15 protein-coding genes are annotated in these 16333 nt (G+C 28.5%); 4 read left to right on the forward strand and 11 right to left on the reverse strand.

Annotated features, from left to right (window positions below):
* Positions 1-172: 172 nt before the first annotated feature.
* Positions 173-1894 (reverse strand): methyl-accepting chemotaxis protein, encoded by a 1722-nt coding sequence (locus ACJDTP_RS11395; RefSeq protein WP_406761271.1) that lies wholly within the window; start codon positions 1892-1894, stop codon positions 173-175.
* Between the two features lie 315 nt (positions 1895-2209).
* On the opposite strand from ACJDTP_RS11395, the gene ACJDTP_RS11400 reads away from it, so the two are divergent.
* Positions 2210-2419, forward strand: a complete 210-nt coding sequence (locus tag ACJDTP_RS11400) for a cold-shock protein (protein WP_023976494.1) — start codon at positions 2210-2212, stop codon at positions 2417-2419.
* A gap of 163 nt (positions 2420-2582) precedes the next feature.
* On the opposite strand, the gene ACJDTP_RS11405 is transcribed toward ACJDTP_RS11400, so the two are convergent.
* From ACJDTP_RS11405 to ACJDTP_RS11425, 5 genes are all read right to left on the reverse strand, one after another.
* Positions 2583-3536: an L-lactate dehydrogenase gene (locus ACJDTP_RS11405; protein ID WP_023976495.1), complete on the reverse strand. Its 954-nt coding sequence runs from the start codon at positions 3534-3536 to the stop codon at positions 2583-2585.
* Positions 3537-3630: 94 nt separating this feature from the next.
* Positions 3631-4650: an ABC transporter substrate-binding protein gene (locus ACJDTP_RS11410; RefSeq protein WP_023976496.1), complete on the reverse strand. Its 1020-nt coding sequence runs from the start codon at positions 4648-4650 to the stop codon at positions 3631-3633.
* A gap of 176 nt (positions 4651-4826) precedes the next feature.
* Positions 4827-5528: a lysoplasmalogenase family protein gene (locus ACJDTP_RS11415; protein WP_039768625.1), complete on the reverse strand. Its 702-nt coding sequence runs from the start codon at positions 5526-5528 to the stop codon at positions 4827-4829.
* A gap of 225 nt (positions 5529-5753) precedes the next feature.
* Entirely contained in the window at positions 5754-5900 is a 147-nt protein-coding gene (locus tag ACJDTP_RS11420; protein WP_023976499.1) for a hypothetical protein, read from the reverse strand.
* Positions 5901-5920: 20 nt separating this feature from the next.
* Entirely contained in the window at positions 5921-6769 is an 849-nt protein-coding gene (locus tag ACJDTP_RS11425) for a polysaccharide deacetylase family protein (RefSeq protein WP_406761272.1), read from the reverse strand.
* Positions 6770-6838: 69 nt separating this feature from the next.
* Between ACJDTP_RS11425 and ACJDTP_RS11430 the strand changes: the two genes are divergently transcribed.
* Positions 6839-6985 carry an AraC family transcriptional regulator gene (locus ACJDTP_RS11430; protein ID WP_077723666.1) on the forward strand — a complete coding sequence of 49 codons (147 nt, stop codon included), beginning with the start codon at positions 6839-6841 and terminating at the stop codon, positions 6983-6985.
* Positions 6986-7086: 101 nt separating this feature from the next.
* Here ACJDTP_RS11430 and ACJDTP_RS11435 read toward each other — a convergent pair whose 3' ends face one another.
* Complete coding sequence (locus ACJDTP_RS11435; RefSeq protein WP_017210676.1) at positions 7087-7404, reverse strand: nucleotide pyrophosphohydrolase; 318 nt, start codon at positions 7402-7404, stop codon at positions 7087-7089.
* Between the two features lie 641 nt (positions 7405-8045).
* Between ACJDTP_RS11435 and ACJDTP_RS11440 the strand changes: the two genes are divergently transcribed.
* Both ACJDTP_RS11440 and ACJDTP_RS11445 read left to right on the forward strand, forming a co-directional pair.
* Positions 8046-9779 (forward strand): ABC transporter ATP-binding protein, encoded by a 1734-nt coding sequence (locus tag ACJDTP_RS11440; protein ID WP_406761273.1) that lies wholly within the window; start codon positions 8046-8048, stop codon positions 9777-9779.
* A 1-nt stretch (position 9780) separates the two neighbouring features.
* A complete protein-coding gene (locus ACJDTP_RS11445; protein WP_406761274.1) occupies positions 9781-11550 on the forward strand; it encodes an ABC transporter ATP-binding protein in 1770 nt (589 codons plus the stop codon).
* Positions 11551-11805: 255 nt separating this feature from the next.
* Here ACJDTP_RS11445 and ACJDTP_RS11450 read toward each other — a convergent pair whose 3' ends face one another.
* From ACJDTP_RS11450 to ACJDTP_RS11465, 4 genes are all read right to left on the reverse strand, one after another.
* A complete protein-coding gene (locus tag ACJDTP_RS11450; protein ID WP_012059000.1) occupies positions 11806-13347 on the reverse strand; it encodes a GxxExxY protein in 1542 nt (513 codons plus the stop codon).
* A gap of 290 nt (positions 13348-13637) precedes the next feature.
* Entirely contained in the window at positions 13638-14120 is a 483-nt protein-coding gene (locus tag ACJDTP_RS11455) for a DNA-deoxyinosine glycosylase (protein ID WP_012059001.1), read from the reverse strand.
* Between the two features lie 532 nt (positions 14121-14652).
* Positions 14653-15309 carry a leucine-rich repeat domain-containing protein gene (locus ACJDTP_RS11460; RefSeq protein WP_012059002.1) on the reverse strand — a complete coding sequence of 219 codons (657 nt, stop codon included), beginning with the start codon at positions 15307-15309 and terminating at the stop codon, positions 14653-14655.
* Positions 15310-15558: 249 nt separating this feature from the next.
* Positions 15559-16188 carry a histidine phosphatase family protein gene (locus ACJDTP_RS11465; protein ID WP_012059003.1) on the reverse strand — a complete coding sequence of 210 codons (630 nt, stop codon included), beginning with the start codon at positions 16186-16188 and terminating at the stop codon, positions 15559-15561.
* Between the last annotated feature and the right edge of the window lie 145 nt (positions 16189-16333).

Below are 16333 nucleotides of genomic sequence, written 5' to 3' on the forward strand. Positions count from 1 at the left end.
GATGAAAATTTTTACACAAATACATTTAGCAGTTATAAGTATATAATTTATGGCCCTCAGAGGTTGTAGTCGAGAGAATATAAATTCCTAAAGAATAAAAAAAGAGCCTTGTTACAGGCCCAATATTAATATTTATTGTATTACTTATTTGAGTTTTCTTCATATATATAACTTAAACTTTAAACTTAGACATTTCAGTCTTTAACTTTTCTGCACTTTCTTTTGTTTGTGTAACCTGTTCTAATACTTCATTTGATTTATGACTAATTTCTGAAACTTTATTTGCTATATCTACCGTTCCACTTGCTCCTTCGCTTGTTGCTTCTGCTACCCCATCTATAGTTTTTAAAATATCATTAATTGATGCTAAAAGTTCCTCTGATGTTGAACTAAAGTCCATAACAAGGTCATCTACAAATTTTGCATCTTCACTATATTTTCCTGCTACTTCAAGCATATTACTATAGTCTCTCTTTACATCTTTAGACACAAATTCTAAAAGATTATTTGAATTATATGAAAGATCGTTAACAGCTTCTCTAACCTTATTTGTTACTTTCTGTATTTCTGATACAGTATCTTTTGACTGTTCTGCAAGTTTTCTTACCTCGTCTGCAACTACAGAAAATCCACGCCCAGCTTCCCCAGCTCTTGCTGCTTCTATCGCTGCATTTAATGCCAATAGGTTTGTCTGTTCTGTTATCTGCATAATTGAATCAGATAGTACATTAATTTCTTCAACTACTTTTGACTTTTCTAAAGCTTTTTCAAGTCCATCTTTTGTATTTACAAATGTATTATGAGCTGTCTTTTGAGAATTTTCAATATTTTCTTTAGTTTGTTGTGCTCTTTTATTTATTTCTCCTGCTTGAATCGCTCCCTCTTGTGATTTTTCAGCTATTGATTGTACTGCCTTACCTATTTCTTGAGAAGTTGCTGAAGTTTCTTCTGCTGAAGCTGAGGTTTCCTCAATAGTCGCTGAAAGTTCCTGCGTAGTTGCTGAAACATCCTCTATATTTCCATTAAGAATTTTCACTTCATTATTTACTGTGTTAACAACCTCTTCTATTTTATCTGATTCTTCTACAATATTTTTAATTAAGGATTTTAAGCTTACATTTATATTATCTAAAGCTTTTGCCATTGTTCCTATTTCATCTTTTCTCTTTTTAAATTCTACAGGTACTTCACTTGTAAAATCTCCACTTGATAGTATGTCCAAATAGTTAACTGAAATATCTAAAGGTTTAACTATATTTTTTGTGATAATCTTAGACATCAAATATCCTACTATAATAGAAACAGCTATAGATATAAGAAAGATTAATGTTATCTTTTTATAATTCTCATTGTTTAACTCATTAATCTCATCGGCTTCTTTTACAGTATGCAGAGCTAACTCTTTTAAATTTGCTTGAAAATTGTTGGCCACATCTTTAATATCTTCATTCTTTTCTAATGCTTCCTTTTGCTTTCCCTCTAAAGCAAGTTTTAATATCTCATTCCTTCCTTCCCTATATTTTGACAAATCGTTTTCTATAGTTGTAATCATATCTTCTTCATACGTATCTAACTCTACTTTTTTATAGTTTTGAAAGTTATCATCAAACATTTGAGTTCTTTGTTTAATGTCCTTCATTTTTTCATTTTGTTTATCTTTATCATCTGGATATAATATTATGTAATACATATCTGCTTCAATTGCCCTTGCCTGATTTCTGTTATCATTCAACCAATTAATTGCATTTAATTTATTATTATACATTGATTCCATATTATCATTGCTTATTTTTAGTTGAATGTAACCGAAAACACCAACAAATACTGTAAAAATCAATAGTATTGAACTTAATAATTGTAATTTACTTTTTATTTTGATATTACTTAATTTCAAAATAAAATCACCTCCAAATTCATTTTCGCTATTTTTTATACCATTACTCTCTGCAAAAATATTGTTGCACTGTTTTATTGCCAAATTCGACAAATAAACTCGCACTTTAAACCTATTTTCCCATAATATTCTTTTGTTTATAATTATAACACATTTTTTCTAATTTTATATTAGAATTTAATATAAATCAAAAAAAGCTTAAAGTAGATTATTTTTTACTTTAAACTTTTGATTTATTATATTATTTTAATGTTTAAAATCCATTCTTTTAACAAAGACTATAAAATATAATTATTGCAAAAGGAGGAATTTTTCATGGCTAAAGTTACTGGCGTAGTTAAATGGTTTGATACAGAAAGAGGCTATGGATTTATATCTTGTGACAAAGGAGATGATGTTTTTGTACATCATTCACAAATTAAAGATAAAGGGCCTGATAAAGATCTGCATGAAGATGAAAGTGTTACCTTCGACATTGAAAGTGGCGAAAAGGGACCTATGGCTACAAATGTTCAAAGATTATAATATAAGATTATATATATATGGATTAAATGAATTGTATCATCTACTTTTGAAAACCCAATTTTCTTAGAAAGGTGATTCTTAAGTCCAAATAGCTAAATTTATTAATATAAAATATCTAATTTAATTGCAAAAAAAGAACCCTTGTTTTAGGGTTCTTTCAACTTTAAAGTGTATTGGCTTTCTCTATATATTCTCTTAAAATTCCACATGTATGATTAAATTGTGATTTTTCTTTTTCCGTTAAGTTTATTTCAACAATTTCTTCTACTCCATTTTTGCCTAATATAACAGGTACACTTGCAAAAACATTTTCTTCACCATATTGTCCTTCTAATAATGTAGATGCAGGAAGTATTCTCTTTTCATCATGAAGTATTGCTTTAACTATTTCACTTAAACCTACGCCTATTCCAAACTCTGTACATCCTTTTCCAGCTATTATCTCATATGCTGCATTTGCTGTTCTACTAGCTAACTCATCTAAATTAAGATTTCCATAAGTTTCTGGTTTTTCCTTCATCAAATCAAATAATGGTTTTCCACCAAAATACACATGTGACCATGGTACCATTTGTGAATCCCCATGTTCTCCCATGCAATATGCTTGTATAGATTTTTGATCTATGCCTGCTTCATCTGATAATATTCTTCTAAGCCTTGATGAATCTAACGTTGTTCCAGTTCCAAACACTTTGTTTTTCGGAAAACCTGTTTTTTTCCATATATAATGAGCTATTACGTCTACTGGATTTGATATAACTATAAATATACCATTAAATCCTGATTCTAGTATTGGATCTATTATAGTATTTACTTCGTTTATTGTATCTTCTAAGTAATCTAAACGTGATTTATTATCCTCTGGTGGAACTCCAAGACTTACTACTACAATATCTGCATCTTCGCAATCTTTAAAAGTTCCTTTTTTACTCTTTACATAATGAGGTAAATATGAAATTGTATCACTTAAATCAACTGCTTCTGCATTTGCTTTATTTTCTATTTTATCAATCATTACAATTTCATCACATATACCCTGTATTGCTAGAGAAAATGCACAATGTGAACCTACATTTCCACTTCCAACTATTACTATTTTCCTAGTTTTTATACTCATTTTTAATCACCATCTACTTCCATTAATAATTAGGGACATGAAATAAAATAACAAGTTCAATTTTTTTGATTGTGCATTAGTAAATTAGTCACTACTATTCAACAATACCACCTGTTGCTTTTTCAGCATTAGCTTCTATATCTGATGGAATCTTAATATTCAATTTCTTTGCAACATCTGTATTTATAACTACTTTTATTTCACTTAATTTTGTTATTTCAATTTCTGAAGGCTTCTTTCCCTCAAATATTTCTGCAGCTTCAAAGCCTGCTTCTTTTCCTAATTCATAGTAATCTATACCTAATGTTGCAAGAGCGCCCTTACTAATCGCAGCGTCTTCTGCACCAATTACAGGAATATTTTTTTCTAAACAAAGCTTACCTACTAATGTATAGCTTGAAGCTACTGTATTATCTGTTGGTGTGTATAGTGCATCAATTTCACCAAGAGCACTTGATAAGTTTTGATTTATTTCATTTGTATTAGTGACTGCTATTTCCTTTACTGTAATTCCATGTTTTTCTGCTTCAGCCTTAAATTCATTAACTTGAATTACAGCATTAGTTTCTGATGAATTATAAATTACCCCTACAGTTTTAGCATTTGGAATTAACTTTACTAATAATTCCATTTGTTTATCTACTGGAGTCTTATTTGATGTACCTGTAACATTAGTACCTGAACTCTTCCAATCCTTTGCAACTCCTGCTTTTACTGGATCTACTACTGCAGAACATACTATTGGTATATCTTTAGTAGAATTGTACGCCGCTTGAACTGCTGGTGTTGCAATTGCAAAGATTAAATCCTTCTTACTATCTGTAAATTGTTTAGATATGGTTTGTGCATTTGATTGATCACCTTGAGCATTTTGCTGCTCAATTTTTATGTTTTTTCCTTCTTCATATCCTTTTTCTTTCAGTCCATCAATAAAACCTTTATTAGTTAAATCTAATGCGTCATGTTGTACTAATTGTATAATTCCAATATTTTTTACTTCTGATGAAGTAGTTTTCTCTTTACTAGAACCTGTTGTATCTTGTCCACATCCCGAAAGCACTCCACCTACTAAAACTGTACATAATAACATTGCCAATTTTCTTTTTCCTACCATATTACTGTCCTCCTAATTTTTCACTTTCATAATTAACACATTCCTACTGTACTACTAATTTTAATATCATTATGATAATTTATTTCATATTTTCATAATGATTTGATAACATTTTACCAATCTTTTTGTTATAATATCATAATTTATAATTGTTGTAAAGTTAAGGAGGCGTTTGGCTAATAGAGTAAATCTTTCTCACAAATTAATACAGCTAAAAGTGTCCATCCTGGAATATATGCTATCCATATAATATTAGTAAGCCATGTAGTCTGCTGCACAAAAGGAGGATAAAATACTGAAAATGCTACGCCAACATCACAGACAAACATTAAAGAACTAGAAACAGCTATTATACATGAAGCCTTTTTAGTAAAATAATTTCTAAAAATAGTACAGACGGATGTCCAAGTCATATAAGATAAAACAGCACCAAATATTAAGATCCCTGCTTTCATTACTAAATTATTAATGTATGGCATCAAAATGCAAAACACTGCAATAAAAATAATTACAAAAAGTATTGCAATTGATATTTCTGCCTTTCTTAATTTAAAATTTTTTTGATAAGCTACAATTAAACAAAGATAAGCACACAGAAATCCAAAAACTCCAAATAGAGATAAGTCTATATTTATTTGCATCGTATATGCAAATACTAAAAAGAAATCAGCAATAACAAGGAAAAAGAAGGATAAAGCCATTAGTTTTTGCTCTAAAAATTTCTTCTTTATTGTTATTGCTGATAAAAAAAGAGTAACCATGATAACATATTTAAGATATAAAACCATATTTTCTTTAGGATAAATATTATCAAAAATTAAGATCAAAATAGTTATTGGAAAATAAATTGCCATTAAAATTCTTTGTGCATTATTCATTTAAATTCCTTCCTATATTTATATTTCATTGTTTTTAGTACTTATAATTTATTCATAATTTAAAACGTCAATCATCTATATAACAAAATTCTCTCCTCTAATTTTAGGTTCATATTTTAAAATTAGAAGAACTCGTTACTTTTTATCCGTTGTTTTTATTATTAACAATATTACAACTAATTAACCATTGCGTTCCAAATATGCCCAACTTATAGTACATTAAATCTAGGCAGTAATTTTGTTTTTATATTGAAAAAAGCCATCCATAGTGGATAGCTTTACTGTAACCTCTTCATCCATCTGCTCATATTGATTTTCACCAAGAGCTATGCCTGTGCCAAATCGATGGTCTTTTATAGTGAGAAAGTTCACAAAAAATAGCCCATCTTTCTTTAATCAGCAGTTTTAAAAAAATCTTGAAAATGTGCATCATCCTTAAGCTTAATATATTTCCATATATCTTTATACTTGATTTCAAATTCTGCATGATCACCAAGTGCATGAATAACGCCTACGCTAAGACCTAAGGAATCTTTAGTCATATAACAAAATTCACTTCCCATATTATCTGATGGATCTGCAGCTAAAAGTCTTTTTTTCCAATCATCAAGAGAAGATATATTAATATCAGATTTATATTGAGCTTCGTAATCGCTATTTACTGCCTTAAATTTTCCAATAATAAGCATATTAACAAAATCATCATTAACATCTACAATATCATTTAATCTTAATTTCTTATTATTTATAATATCAAGATTAGTGGTATAAAAAAGATTGCTTGGATGTGCAGCTCCTGAAACGTTCCCTACCCCAGAGTAAATTATGCTAAGAATCTCTGGCTCCTGGCAAACAATTTCATATTTTATATCAATGGTTACCTTACCGTCCACATCTTTATAATAATTATTACCCTTTAATGCTTCATTTTTGATAGTCTCATTCAATTTTTTTTGTTTTTCAGCATCATTAAAATCTGTTATTTGAGGATAGCTTATCTTAGTCCCTTGATTATCATCATAAGTTTCGCTTATTATTTTATATGAACTTTGGTGCGATGACTTATTGGCCTTTTGAGCTACATCTCCATTTGTCTTATTATTTTCTATTTTAGAACTTTCAGAGGAAACATTGTTATTTGCCATAGCTTCCTTTGATAAATCATTTGTCTTTCCACTACATGAGACAGTTATTGCAATTGTTCCTATAATTATTAATCCAATGCATAATTTTCTAAACATAATCTCCACCTTTATACCATCATATTTAATATTTTTCCTTACTTAGTTTGAATATTTTTCGGTTTATTTATGTTTATTATAGCATATCCTTTCCATAATATAATCATCGGCAAAATAAGTAGTTTTCTTTACTATTCCAGCCAAAGCCACTTTCAAAAGGCCTTTAAAAATCACTATGGTATTACCCCAGAACTTTATCGAAAGTCTGCAAAATAGGCAGTCTATCACTTAAAAAGATAAACTGCCTATTAATTTTAGCATATATACAACTTTAGGGTCAGTAGGATTATCTCCTGAATTTAATTGTACTTATGATTTTATAATTCTGTGTACTTCTTGCTGTTACCTTTAGCTTTTTCTACTGGATATTTCTCTTCGTTTTTATCCATTTTGCTATTTATAATTTCCTCTAAATCTACTCCTAATGAATCAGCCATATGTATACAATAAACCATAACATCAGCCAGCTCTTCTAAAACATGTTCTTTATTATAGTTTTCTTCATCCCATAAAAATTCTTCTAGAAGCTCTCCTGCTTCTATGGATATAGCTTTAGATAGATTGGCTGGGGTGTGAAATTGATTCCAATCTCTGTCATTTCGGAATTTTCTTATTCTATTTATTGTTTCTTTCATATCATTCACTCTTTCTAGGGTTTTCCAATTTTTATGTTTATTATAGCATAGATTTGGATAAAATGATTAAATATAATTTTCTTCATGTGTCTTAAGCTTTTCAATTACTAGTATATCTGCTGGCACCCAGTTAAGGCTGTCTATATCCTCTATAAACATCCATTTTGCATCATTATGCGCATTTACTTGTATTATACATTTTAATTTTAATTAAATTATTCTCTTGCCTTTTTTGTTAATTTGTAGTATATTTGCAACATGATGTTTAAAAAATAATTTTTTAAGGAGGTTGCACTATGAATACAATTATATTATTTATTACTTTTATAAAATTAAATACATGTACTTATTCATCTGTGAAACCTCGCGAAAGAACCGCTATGTGATATTTATGATTAACTTTTAGCGTTTAACTTTTATATTATTTTGCGTTGAACACAGCTCTGAATAGCTGTGTCTTTTTTGCGTTTAAGGGTTTATAAAGTTGCTTCTTTTAACTTAGGGCATATTCAAAACTTATTATTTATCTTCATGCACCTAATTGAAAACTTTATAAATTTAAAATTTTAAACATCATACAATATCTAGGCATATCAAACTATCAGATTATTAAAATCATATGCCAAAAAGGAGGAAATTTTATGATCTTATTTAAAAATTACATTGCAAAACAATGGAAATTATTACTTTTGCCTATGTTTGCTATGATAGTTTCCATCTGTGCAGACAGCTCTTATCCTTACTTTCAAAAGATATTTATTGATAATATAATTCTTGGTCATATGGAGAATTATTTAATTATATTTTTAATAATTGTTGCTTCTGTTGCACTAATTCATGGTTTATTTTCTTACTTAAACGAGTATTTGTTCGATAAATTTGCTCTTATAGTATGTAAAAAATTAAGACAAGATTTATACACTAAATTTCAATCTTTTGAATTCTCTTTTTTCGATAATAATAACACTGGTGAATTACTTTCGAGAATTATTGAAGATGTAGATGTAGTATGGGATACTCTATCCTTTGGACTGAGATTGCTATTGGAAGCAATAATACTTTTTTCAGTTTCTGCTTTTATAATGTTTAATATAAATAAAACTTTAACTATTATCTGCTTACTTGTTCTATTACCAGTTGCTTATATTGGAACAATTATGGACAAGAAGTTCTGGACTGTATATTCACAAATTAGTGACCAAACAGCCGAAATAAACTCTATAGTTCAGCAAGATGTTTCTGGTATAAGACTTGTAAAAGCTTTTGCTCGTGAAAAATATGAAATATCAAAATTTTTGAAAGTAAACAAAAAATTCTTTGATTTAAATGTTGAGCAAGCAAAAATAGTTGGGACTTATGGTCCTATAATTGAGCTTTTAACAAACGCTGCACCAATTTTAATGATTGTTTATGGTGGTTATTTATGTATTCAAGGAAATTTAAGTTTTGGTAGCTTAGTAGCATTTACCAGTTATATTTTTAATCTTTCTTGGTGTGTAAAAAATTTAGGTTTTTTTATTAACTTACTTTCACAAAATAAAGCTTCTATGGGAAAGATAACTGATATTTTAGATAGAAATTCTGAAATTACTTCCAAAGAAAATGGTTATAACCCTACTGAAGTTAAAGGAGATATTATATTTAAAAATGTAAGTTTTTCTTATAACAATGTTGAAGTACTTCATGATATAAATTTAAATATTCCTCACGGAAGTACTGTTGCAATAATGGGTACCACTGGATGTGGTAAAAGCACATTACTTTCTCTAATAGGCAGGTATTACGATGTGACTAAAGGAGAAATTTTAGTTGATAATGTTAATGTCAAGAACTGGAACTTAGAAACTTTAAGAGCTAATATGTCTGTTGTATTTCAAGATACTTTCTTATTTTCAGATACAATAAAAAACAATATAGACTTTGGAAGTGATAAATCTGAAAGTGCTTTAATTAAAGCTGTTAAAGATAGTGCTGCTTACTCCTTTATTAAAGAAATGCCAGAAGGTTTTGATACCATTATTGGCGAAAGAGGTCTTGGCCTATCAGGAGGACAAAAACAAAGACTTGCTATATCAAGAGCAATATTAAGAAAATCACCTATCTTAATTTTGGATGATTCAACTTCTGCCCTTGATATGGAAACTGAATTTAAAGTTCTTCAAAATCTAAAAAATGATAAGAAAAAAGCAACTACTTTTATAATTGCCCATAGGATATCTGGTGTAAAAGACGCTGATATAATTCTATTTATGAAAGATGGTCGAATTGTAGAAAAAGGTGATCATTCAAGTTTAGTAAAGGCTAAAGGTTACTATCATAGTGTATATTCTCACCAATTTCAAGATTTTGAAGCACTTACATTGGAGGCGAATTAATATGAATGATATTTTACATGAATCATCTAAGATTCAAATAGTAAAAAGACTATTAACCTATGTTAAACCTTATAAACTGAAAGTTACTTTTGTAATTTTACTTTTGCTTATTGTAATGGCTTGTAATTCAGTTACCCCTTATTTAATGAAAATATCTATAGATACTTTTGTTGCAGAAAAAAATGTTAAGGCTTTATTTCTTCTTGGATGTGGACTAATACTTATGAATGTATTTTCAATGATTTTATCTGGAATCAGAACTATCGCCATGTCTAAGATTACCAATCAAATTCTAGTGGATATTAGGCATAGCTTATATACTCATATACAAACTTTAAGCTTTAACTTTTTTGATAATAGACCCGTTGGAAAGATTATTTCAAGAGTTGTTGGAGATGTAAATGCTCTTCAAAATTTATTAAATAATAGTATTGTAAATTTAATTCCTAATGTTTTTACTATTATCCTTGTAATTTGCCTAATGCTTATATTAAATCCAATGCTAGCTGGTATCTGCTTAATTACAATGCCTTTATTATTATTTGCAATGTTCTACATTCAGATTAAGGCAGATAATAAATGGAAAATTTTTAGAGAACATCGTTCTTCTTTAATTGGATACACTCATGAATCTTTATCAGGAATGAAAGTAATTCAAGGTTTTAGCAGAAAATATTACGCTAAAGATAAATTTGACAGCCATATTGGAAATCATGCAAATGGTTTTATGACTGCTGTATTTACTCAAGATTTCTTTTGGCCATTTTTAACTTCCTTCCGTGGTTTAAGTATGGTAATTCTACTCGGCTCTGGATATTTGTTAAGCAAACAAGGAAATTTAAGCTTAGGTACTTTAATGGCATTTTTTATGTATATTGAAATGCTTTGGAGACCTATAATAAATCTCTCTTCATTTTATAATGCCTTTGTTACCAGTATGTCTGCTGGCGAAAGAATTTTTGATATTTTAGATACCAAAAGTGATATTGTAGATGAAGCATCAATTAAGTCTCTCCCTCAAATTAAAGGAGATATCGAATTTGATCATGTTACTTTTTCCTATACTAACGCTGATATTCCAGCCCTTAAGAATACTTCTTTTAAATTAAAAGCTGGCGAAAAAATAGCTTTAGTTGGTGAAACTGGTGCAGGAAAAACAACCATAACTAATTTAATTAGCAGATTTTATGACCCTACCTTTGGCTCTGTAAAAATTGATGGTGTAGATATAAAAGACGTCACTGTTGAAAGCTTAAGAAGTCAAATGGGTATAATGCTTCAAGATTCATTTTTATTTTCAACCTCAATTAAAGAAAATATACGCTATGGTAAATTAAACGCTACAGATGAAGAGGTAATACAAGCTGCAAAGGCCGTTAATGCTCATGAGTTTATCGAAAGACTAGAAAAGGGATATGATACTGATGTAAATGAAAGAGGTTCAAGACTCTCCCTTGGTCAGAGACAATTAATAGCTTTTGCAAGAGCTTTAATTGCAGATCCAAGAATACTAATACTAGATGAAGCAACTGCAAATATAGATACTGAAACTGAATTATTAGTTCAAGAAGGTATAAAAAAGCTTATGGAAGGAAGGACTTCAATAGTAATAGCTCATAGACTTTCTACAATAAGAGATTGTGATAAAATTTTTGTACTTTCTAAAGGCAGAATAGTTGAGTCAGGCACTCATGATGAACTTCTTAAAAATCATGGCTATTATTATAAACTGTATTCAGCTCAATACAGCTTCCTAAAGCAGGATGCTTAAAAAATTCAAGCTATTTAAAGAGTAACTAAAAAAGATAACAAAATAAATAACTTAGCTAACTCATTTAGGAGTTAGCTAAGTTAAAAACATATTAAATTAAGCTCTTTTTTCAATTCCTCCTGATATATCTATCATATAATACTTTTTAGGTACACATACGCCTGTTGTATTAAACCTTTTTGTCATAGCTTCACCCTTCATCTTTAAATAGTATGCTATGCTGCTCTGCAAAAATTACTAATAACTATTCACTATCTAAACAAACACTACAAATATTTCCTTTCCTTCATAGTGTATTATTTCTTTTTTATACTCTTTATCTTTATTAAAATTGTAAACAACAAGATATCCCTTATCTAACCCTTGAATATCAAGATAGTCTTTAAGCTGATTTAATCCTTTTTTATGGTATTCAGCACCTCTCCATATTTTAAGTTCAATTACGTACTTACTTGAAAGATAGCTAACTACTATATCAAGTCTCTTTTCTTCAGAAATCTGTACTTCTTTGAAATCAAACCCTACACCATTTATTATTGGTTTTATAAATGCTAAAAATAGTAATCTACCCTCACGTTCTATAAATTTTGAGTCAATGGAACTGTATTGTTCTTTAATAAACTGCTGAAATCTTAAAAGTATCCTTTCAAAATCTAATCCATTTTCAATTATGAAATTTTCTTTAAAATTATAAGTTGACATATCTGTTTTATTTTCAAGCTTGGAAGAGAAATAATTATAAAGCATTTGCTCAAATATTCTGTTAGACATTTTTACTGTTCCATCGATATTTTTTAAATATCCATATATAACTCCTAAATTAATAAGTGGATTATGAATATTAAAAGTCTTTTCCGTACCATTAATTATTAAATCAAATATATAATCTTTAAATTCATTATTATTTTCAATATTTTTTACTAAATCATCAAAAAGTGTATTATTTTCTTGTAGCAATTCCTTTACTGATCTATTAATATTTTCTTCATTCCATAATAATTGATTTTCATCAATTATCTGACAAAGTCTGCTTACTAAGAAAGGGTAACCACTTGTATAAAAATAAATTATTTCTGAAATTTCTTTAATACTAATTGTCACATTTTTATCTTCTGAATATTCTTTTAACATGGTGCTTATCTCATCTGAATTAAAACTCATATCTACATTGAAATTTACTGCTATATTCCAAGGACTATTATATTTTTTTTCGTCATCTTGTCTGATTTTAAGCTTCAAATTCTTAATATCATACACCCCAGCAAGAATTACTGAATAAAAGGTTTTATCTTTACCCTGTTGCCTTAATAAAAATTTATTTCTAAGCATTCCTAAAAAACTCATAAACAACTGATTATTAGAGCTCTTATCAACTTCATCAATAAACAGTACAATCTCTTTGTCAACAAGTCTACAGAAATTTGTAATAGCTTTTGACACAGCATTTAAATCATTAATATTTTCAGACATTTCATAAAGTTTAGATGAATATTCTTGGTAATTAAACTGGATACTATCTCCGAAGATTTTTAATATTGTTTTAGAAAAAGTTTTTTCTTCCTCAAATATTAAATCTCCTAAACCTTCAAAACTAATACTTAAAACTAAATATTCGTCTTTCAATTCTTGTTCTAGCATATACATTGTAGTAGTTTTTCCATATTGCCTTGGTCTATTTATAACAAAATAATCTCCTCTATAAACCATATTTTTTATTTGAGTTAGCTTATTTGTTATATCAACCATATAATGCAAATGAGGAATGCAAACACCTGTTGTATTAAATCTTCTGTTCAAAATCAACACCTCTTTTCCGTAGTTGTATTCTATCTTTTACATTGATACCCGAACCACTTATATAGTAATTATTATACCATATATTAAGAAACTAAAATTTTTTTCATTCTAATCTTCTTAACTTTTTTCATTGTTAAATTGTAAAAAGTTTTTATTCAAACCCATATTCCTTTAAAAGAATATTTAATTGATCTATATTACTGATTCCTATACTATCAACTTTTATCTCATCTATGTTTTTAACAAAAGCACTGTGGGTACTTCCACTGAAATATCATTTTTAACTGCCTTTACTCTTTTATGCATTTCCAATAATCTATAAGAGTATCTAATGTAAATTTAGCGTTGGCGGGACTAGTTGAAGGTAACTTTATAATATCTCTTTTTATTATTGGATATGTATATTTCATGTAAAGTTTGAAAGCCTTGTCACCATTTGCATATATCTTTTCAATGCTAGCATTATTCAATACAATAGATAGATCTGCTGGTACTACATTCTTAATACTACTGTCACTTGATCCTGTGATTTCGCAGCTTTCTATTACGTCCCAAAGCGCAATTCCATTATTTAAAAGCATATCTTTCTTGTCAAAAGTTGTATTAGCTTCATTACAATCAAAAATTCCTGCTATTACTTTCCAAAATCTATTTCTGGCATTGGCATAATAAAATTGAGCTTCTCTTGATTGAACTGATGGAAATGTACCAAGTATTAATATCCTTGATTTTTCATCATAAATAGGTTCAAGCATCTGCTTTACTTGTGACATACTATTCCTTCCTTTCCCACTTAAAAGAGTTACTATTTATCTTTTTCCCTTTATATCTGCGAATTTAAGTATCCTATAAGTCTTTTTATTAAATTCTCCCTTATTTTAAAAGCTTTTTCTCTATATAACTTTTTAACTCCATTTAGGATCATACAAGTTTTTGCCTCTTAACAGAATTCTGTAATTATCTGATATTGTACTTATGTAAAATTATATCATATTGGTACATATGAAAAAGCAGTAAATCAAGTTTTTACTAATTTACCGCCTAAAATCATATGCTATTATAGTATACATTATTATACTTTAAATTTTAATTTTTAATATTTCTTCTTTACTGAGTTTTGAATATTTTATAATCGTCACCTTTACTTATTAGGTCTAAATCAATGTTTCCTTGATAATATTGAAACCTTTTAGTTTAAAGTTTTATTCATCTTATTACCTTTACCTTTTTTATCTTTTGTTTAAATTTTAAAAGGAATTGCTTAAAATTAGCAATTCCTTCCAATATAAATTTAGTTAATGAGCATCATTTAGTATTTAATATAATTTTACTTGGGGATATCCCATACTTGATTAAATATTGTTTTGTTTTTTCACTATTAACATAAAACACAGCCTCATCACACTCGTCAAATGCATCACGTCCTATACTTTCCACACTATCTGGAATTATTATCCTCTTTAAACTAACACACCTTTCAAATGCACTATCTCCAATACTAGTTACACTATCTGGAATTGTTACATCTGTTAAAAACTCACAATTATAAAATCCTCTATTTCCTATACTTTTTATCTCAATATCTCCTATTTTTCCTGGTATAACTAGTGGAATACCAGTTTTTCCCGGACCCCAAGGGACATTTCTATTAAATTTTACAATTCCGCTAGTTGACTTAAGAATATCAAACTCTCCAGCTTTAATACATTCTATCCCAATTCCATTATCATCTAAATACCAGCCATCTACATCTTGATTCTTTTCCATATATCCAAAAGTACCGAAATAATACCAGTTTCCAGAAATATATCTCCAACCTTTAGCCCATGAATCGCCTTCTGAATACCACCAGCCATTAGAATTTTGTTGCCATTCTGCACTTGCACCTATTGGATTTAATAATAATACTGAAGCTACTATTAATACACTAGCTATTACTTTTGTCAATTTTAACTTTTTCATATTCTCCCCCACTTTTTACCACTTCATTTTAAATTAATGCTTTATTATATTTTAACATAATTACCAATAATATTCATCAGTATCACAAAACAGTCACTTTATCTATTTTTTATATCTTCCTTCCGGCTTCTAATATTTTCACTGAATCCTCTGCTAATTCCTTATCAATAGTACTTCCAAGCTTTAAATCTTATCTTCTTAAAAGCGCCTTAATACATTTAACTGGTCTTTTTAAAAATTCCTCTTTATTTACCATCCTAATTTTTGCCCTTTTACTGTAAAATGACTATCATCATTTTTAAATTCTATATTAAAATTATTATTCTTATCTACAGTTATCTTTGTTAAAGTGGCTTGGCCCATAACTTCTGTATTTACTTCTTCATCTTTAAAATAATACATTAAAGCCTTTAGTGTTATTCCATGAGCTACTACAAAAATAGTTTTTCCTCTATTTTGCTCTATCAACTTATCCATAGTTTCACTTATTCTAGTTCTAACACATCCTAATGTTTCACCATTTGGAGCACATAAATTAACATCACCATTCATAATTAAATCAATATTCCATTCTGGATTTTCTTTCATAACTTCATCTGTTCTTCTACCTTCATAATCACCAAAGCACATTTCCATTAATCCATCATTTGTTATAACTTCTATTTTCTTTTCCCCTTTAATTATGTTAGCAGTAACTAATGCTCTTTCTATTGGACTTGAATATATAACATCAATATCTATATCTTTAATCCTGTCCCGAAGCTCCATCGCTCTAGCAATTCCAGCCTGTGTTAAAGGCGAGTTTCCTCTCCCCTGTAATCTTCTTTCAATATTCCATTCTGTTTGTCCATGCCTTGTTAGATATACTACAGTATTCATTAGTTGTTTTCTCCTCATATAATTAATTATATAGTTATCATTTAAATAATTCTTTTAGAGATATTTTTTCATTTTCATTCTCTATATAAGTTTTATCTAAATCTATATCTAGCGTTCTTAATTGTAATCTCTCATATTTAAGTGA

The organism is Candidatus Clostridium helianthi (genome assembly GCF_045310795.1).
GTDB classification, from domain to species: domain Bacteria; phylum Bacillota; class Clostridia; order Clostridiales; family Clostridiaceae; genus Clostridium; species Clostridium helianthi.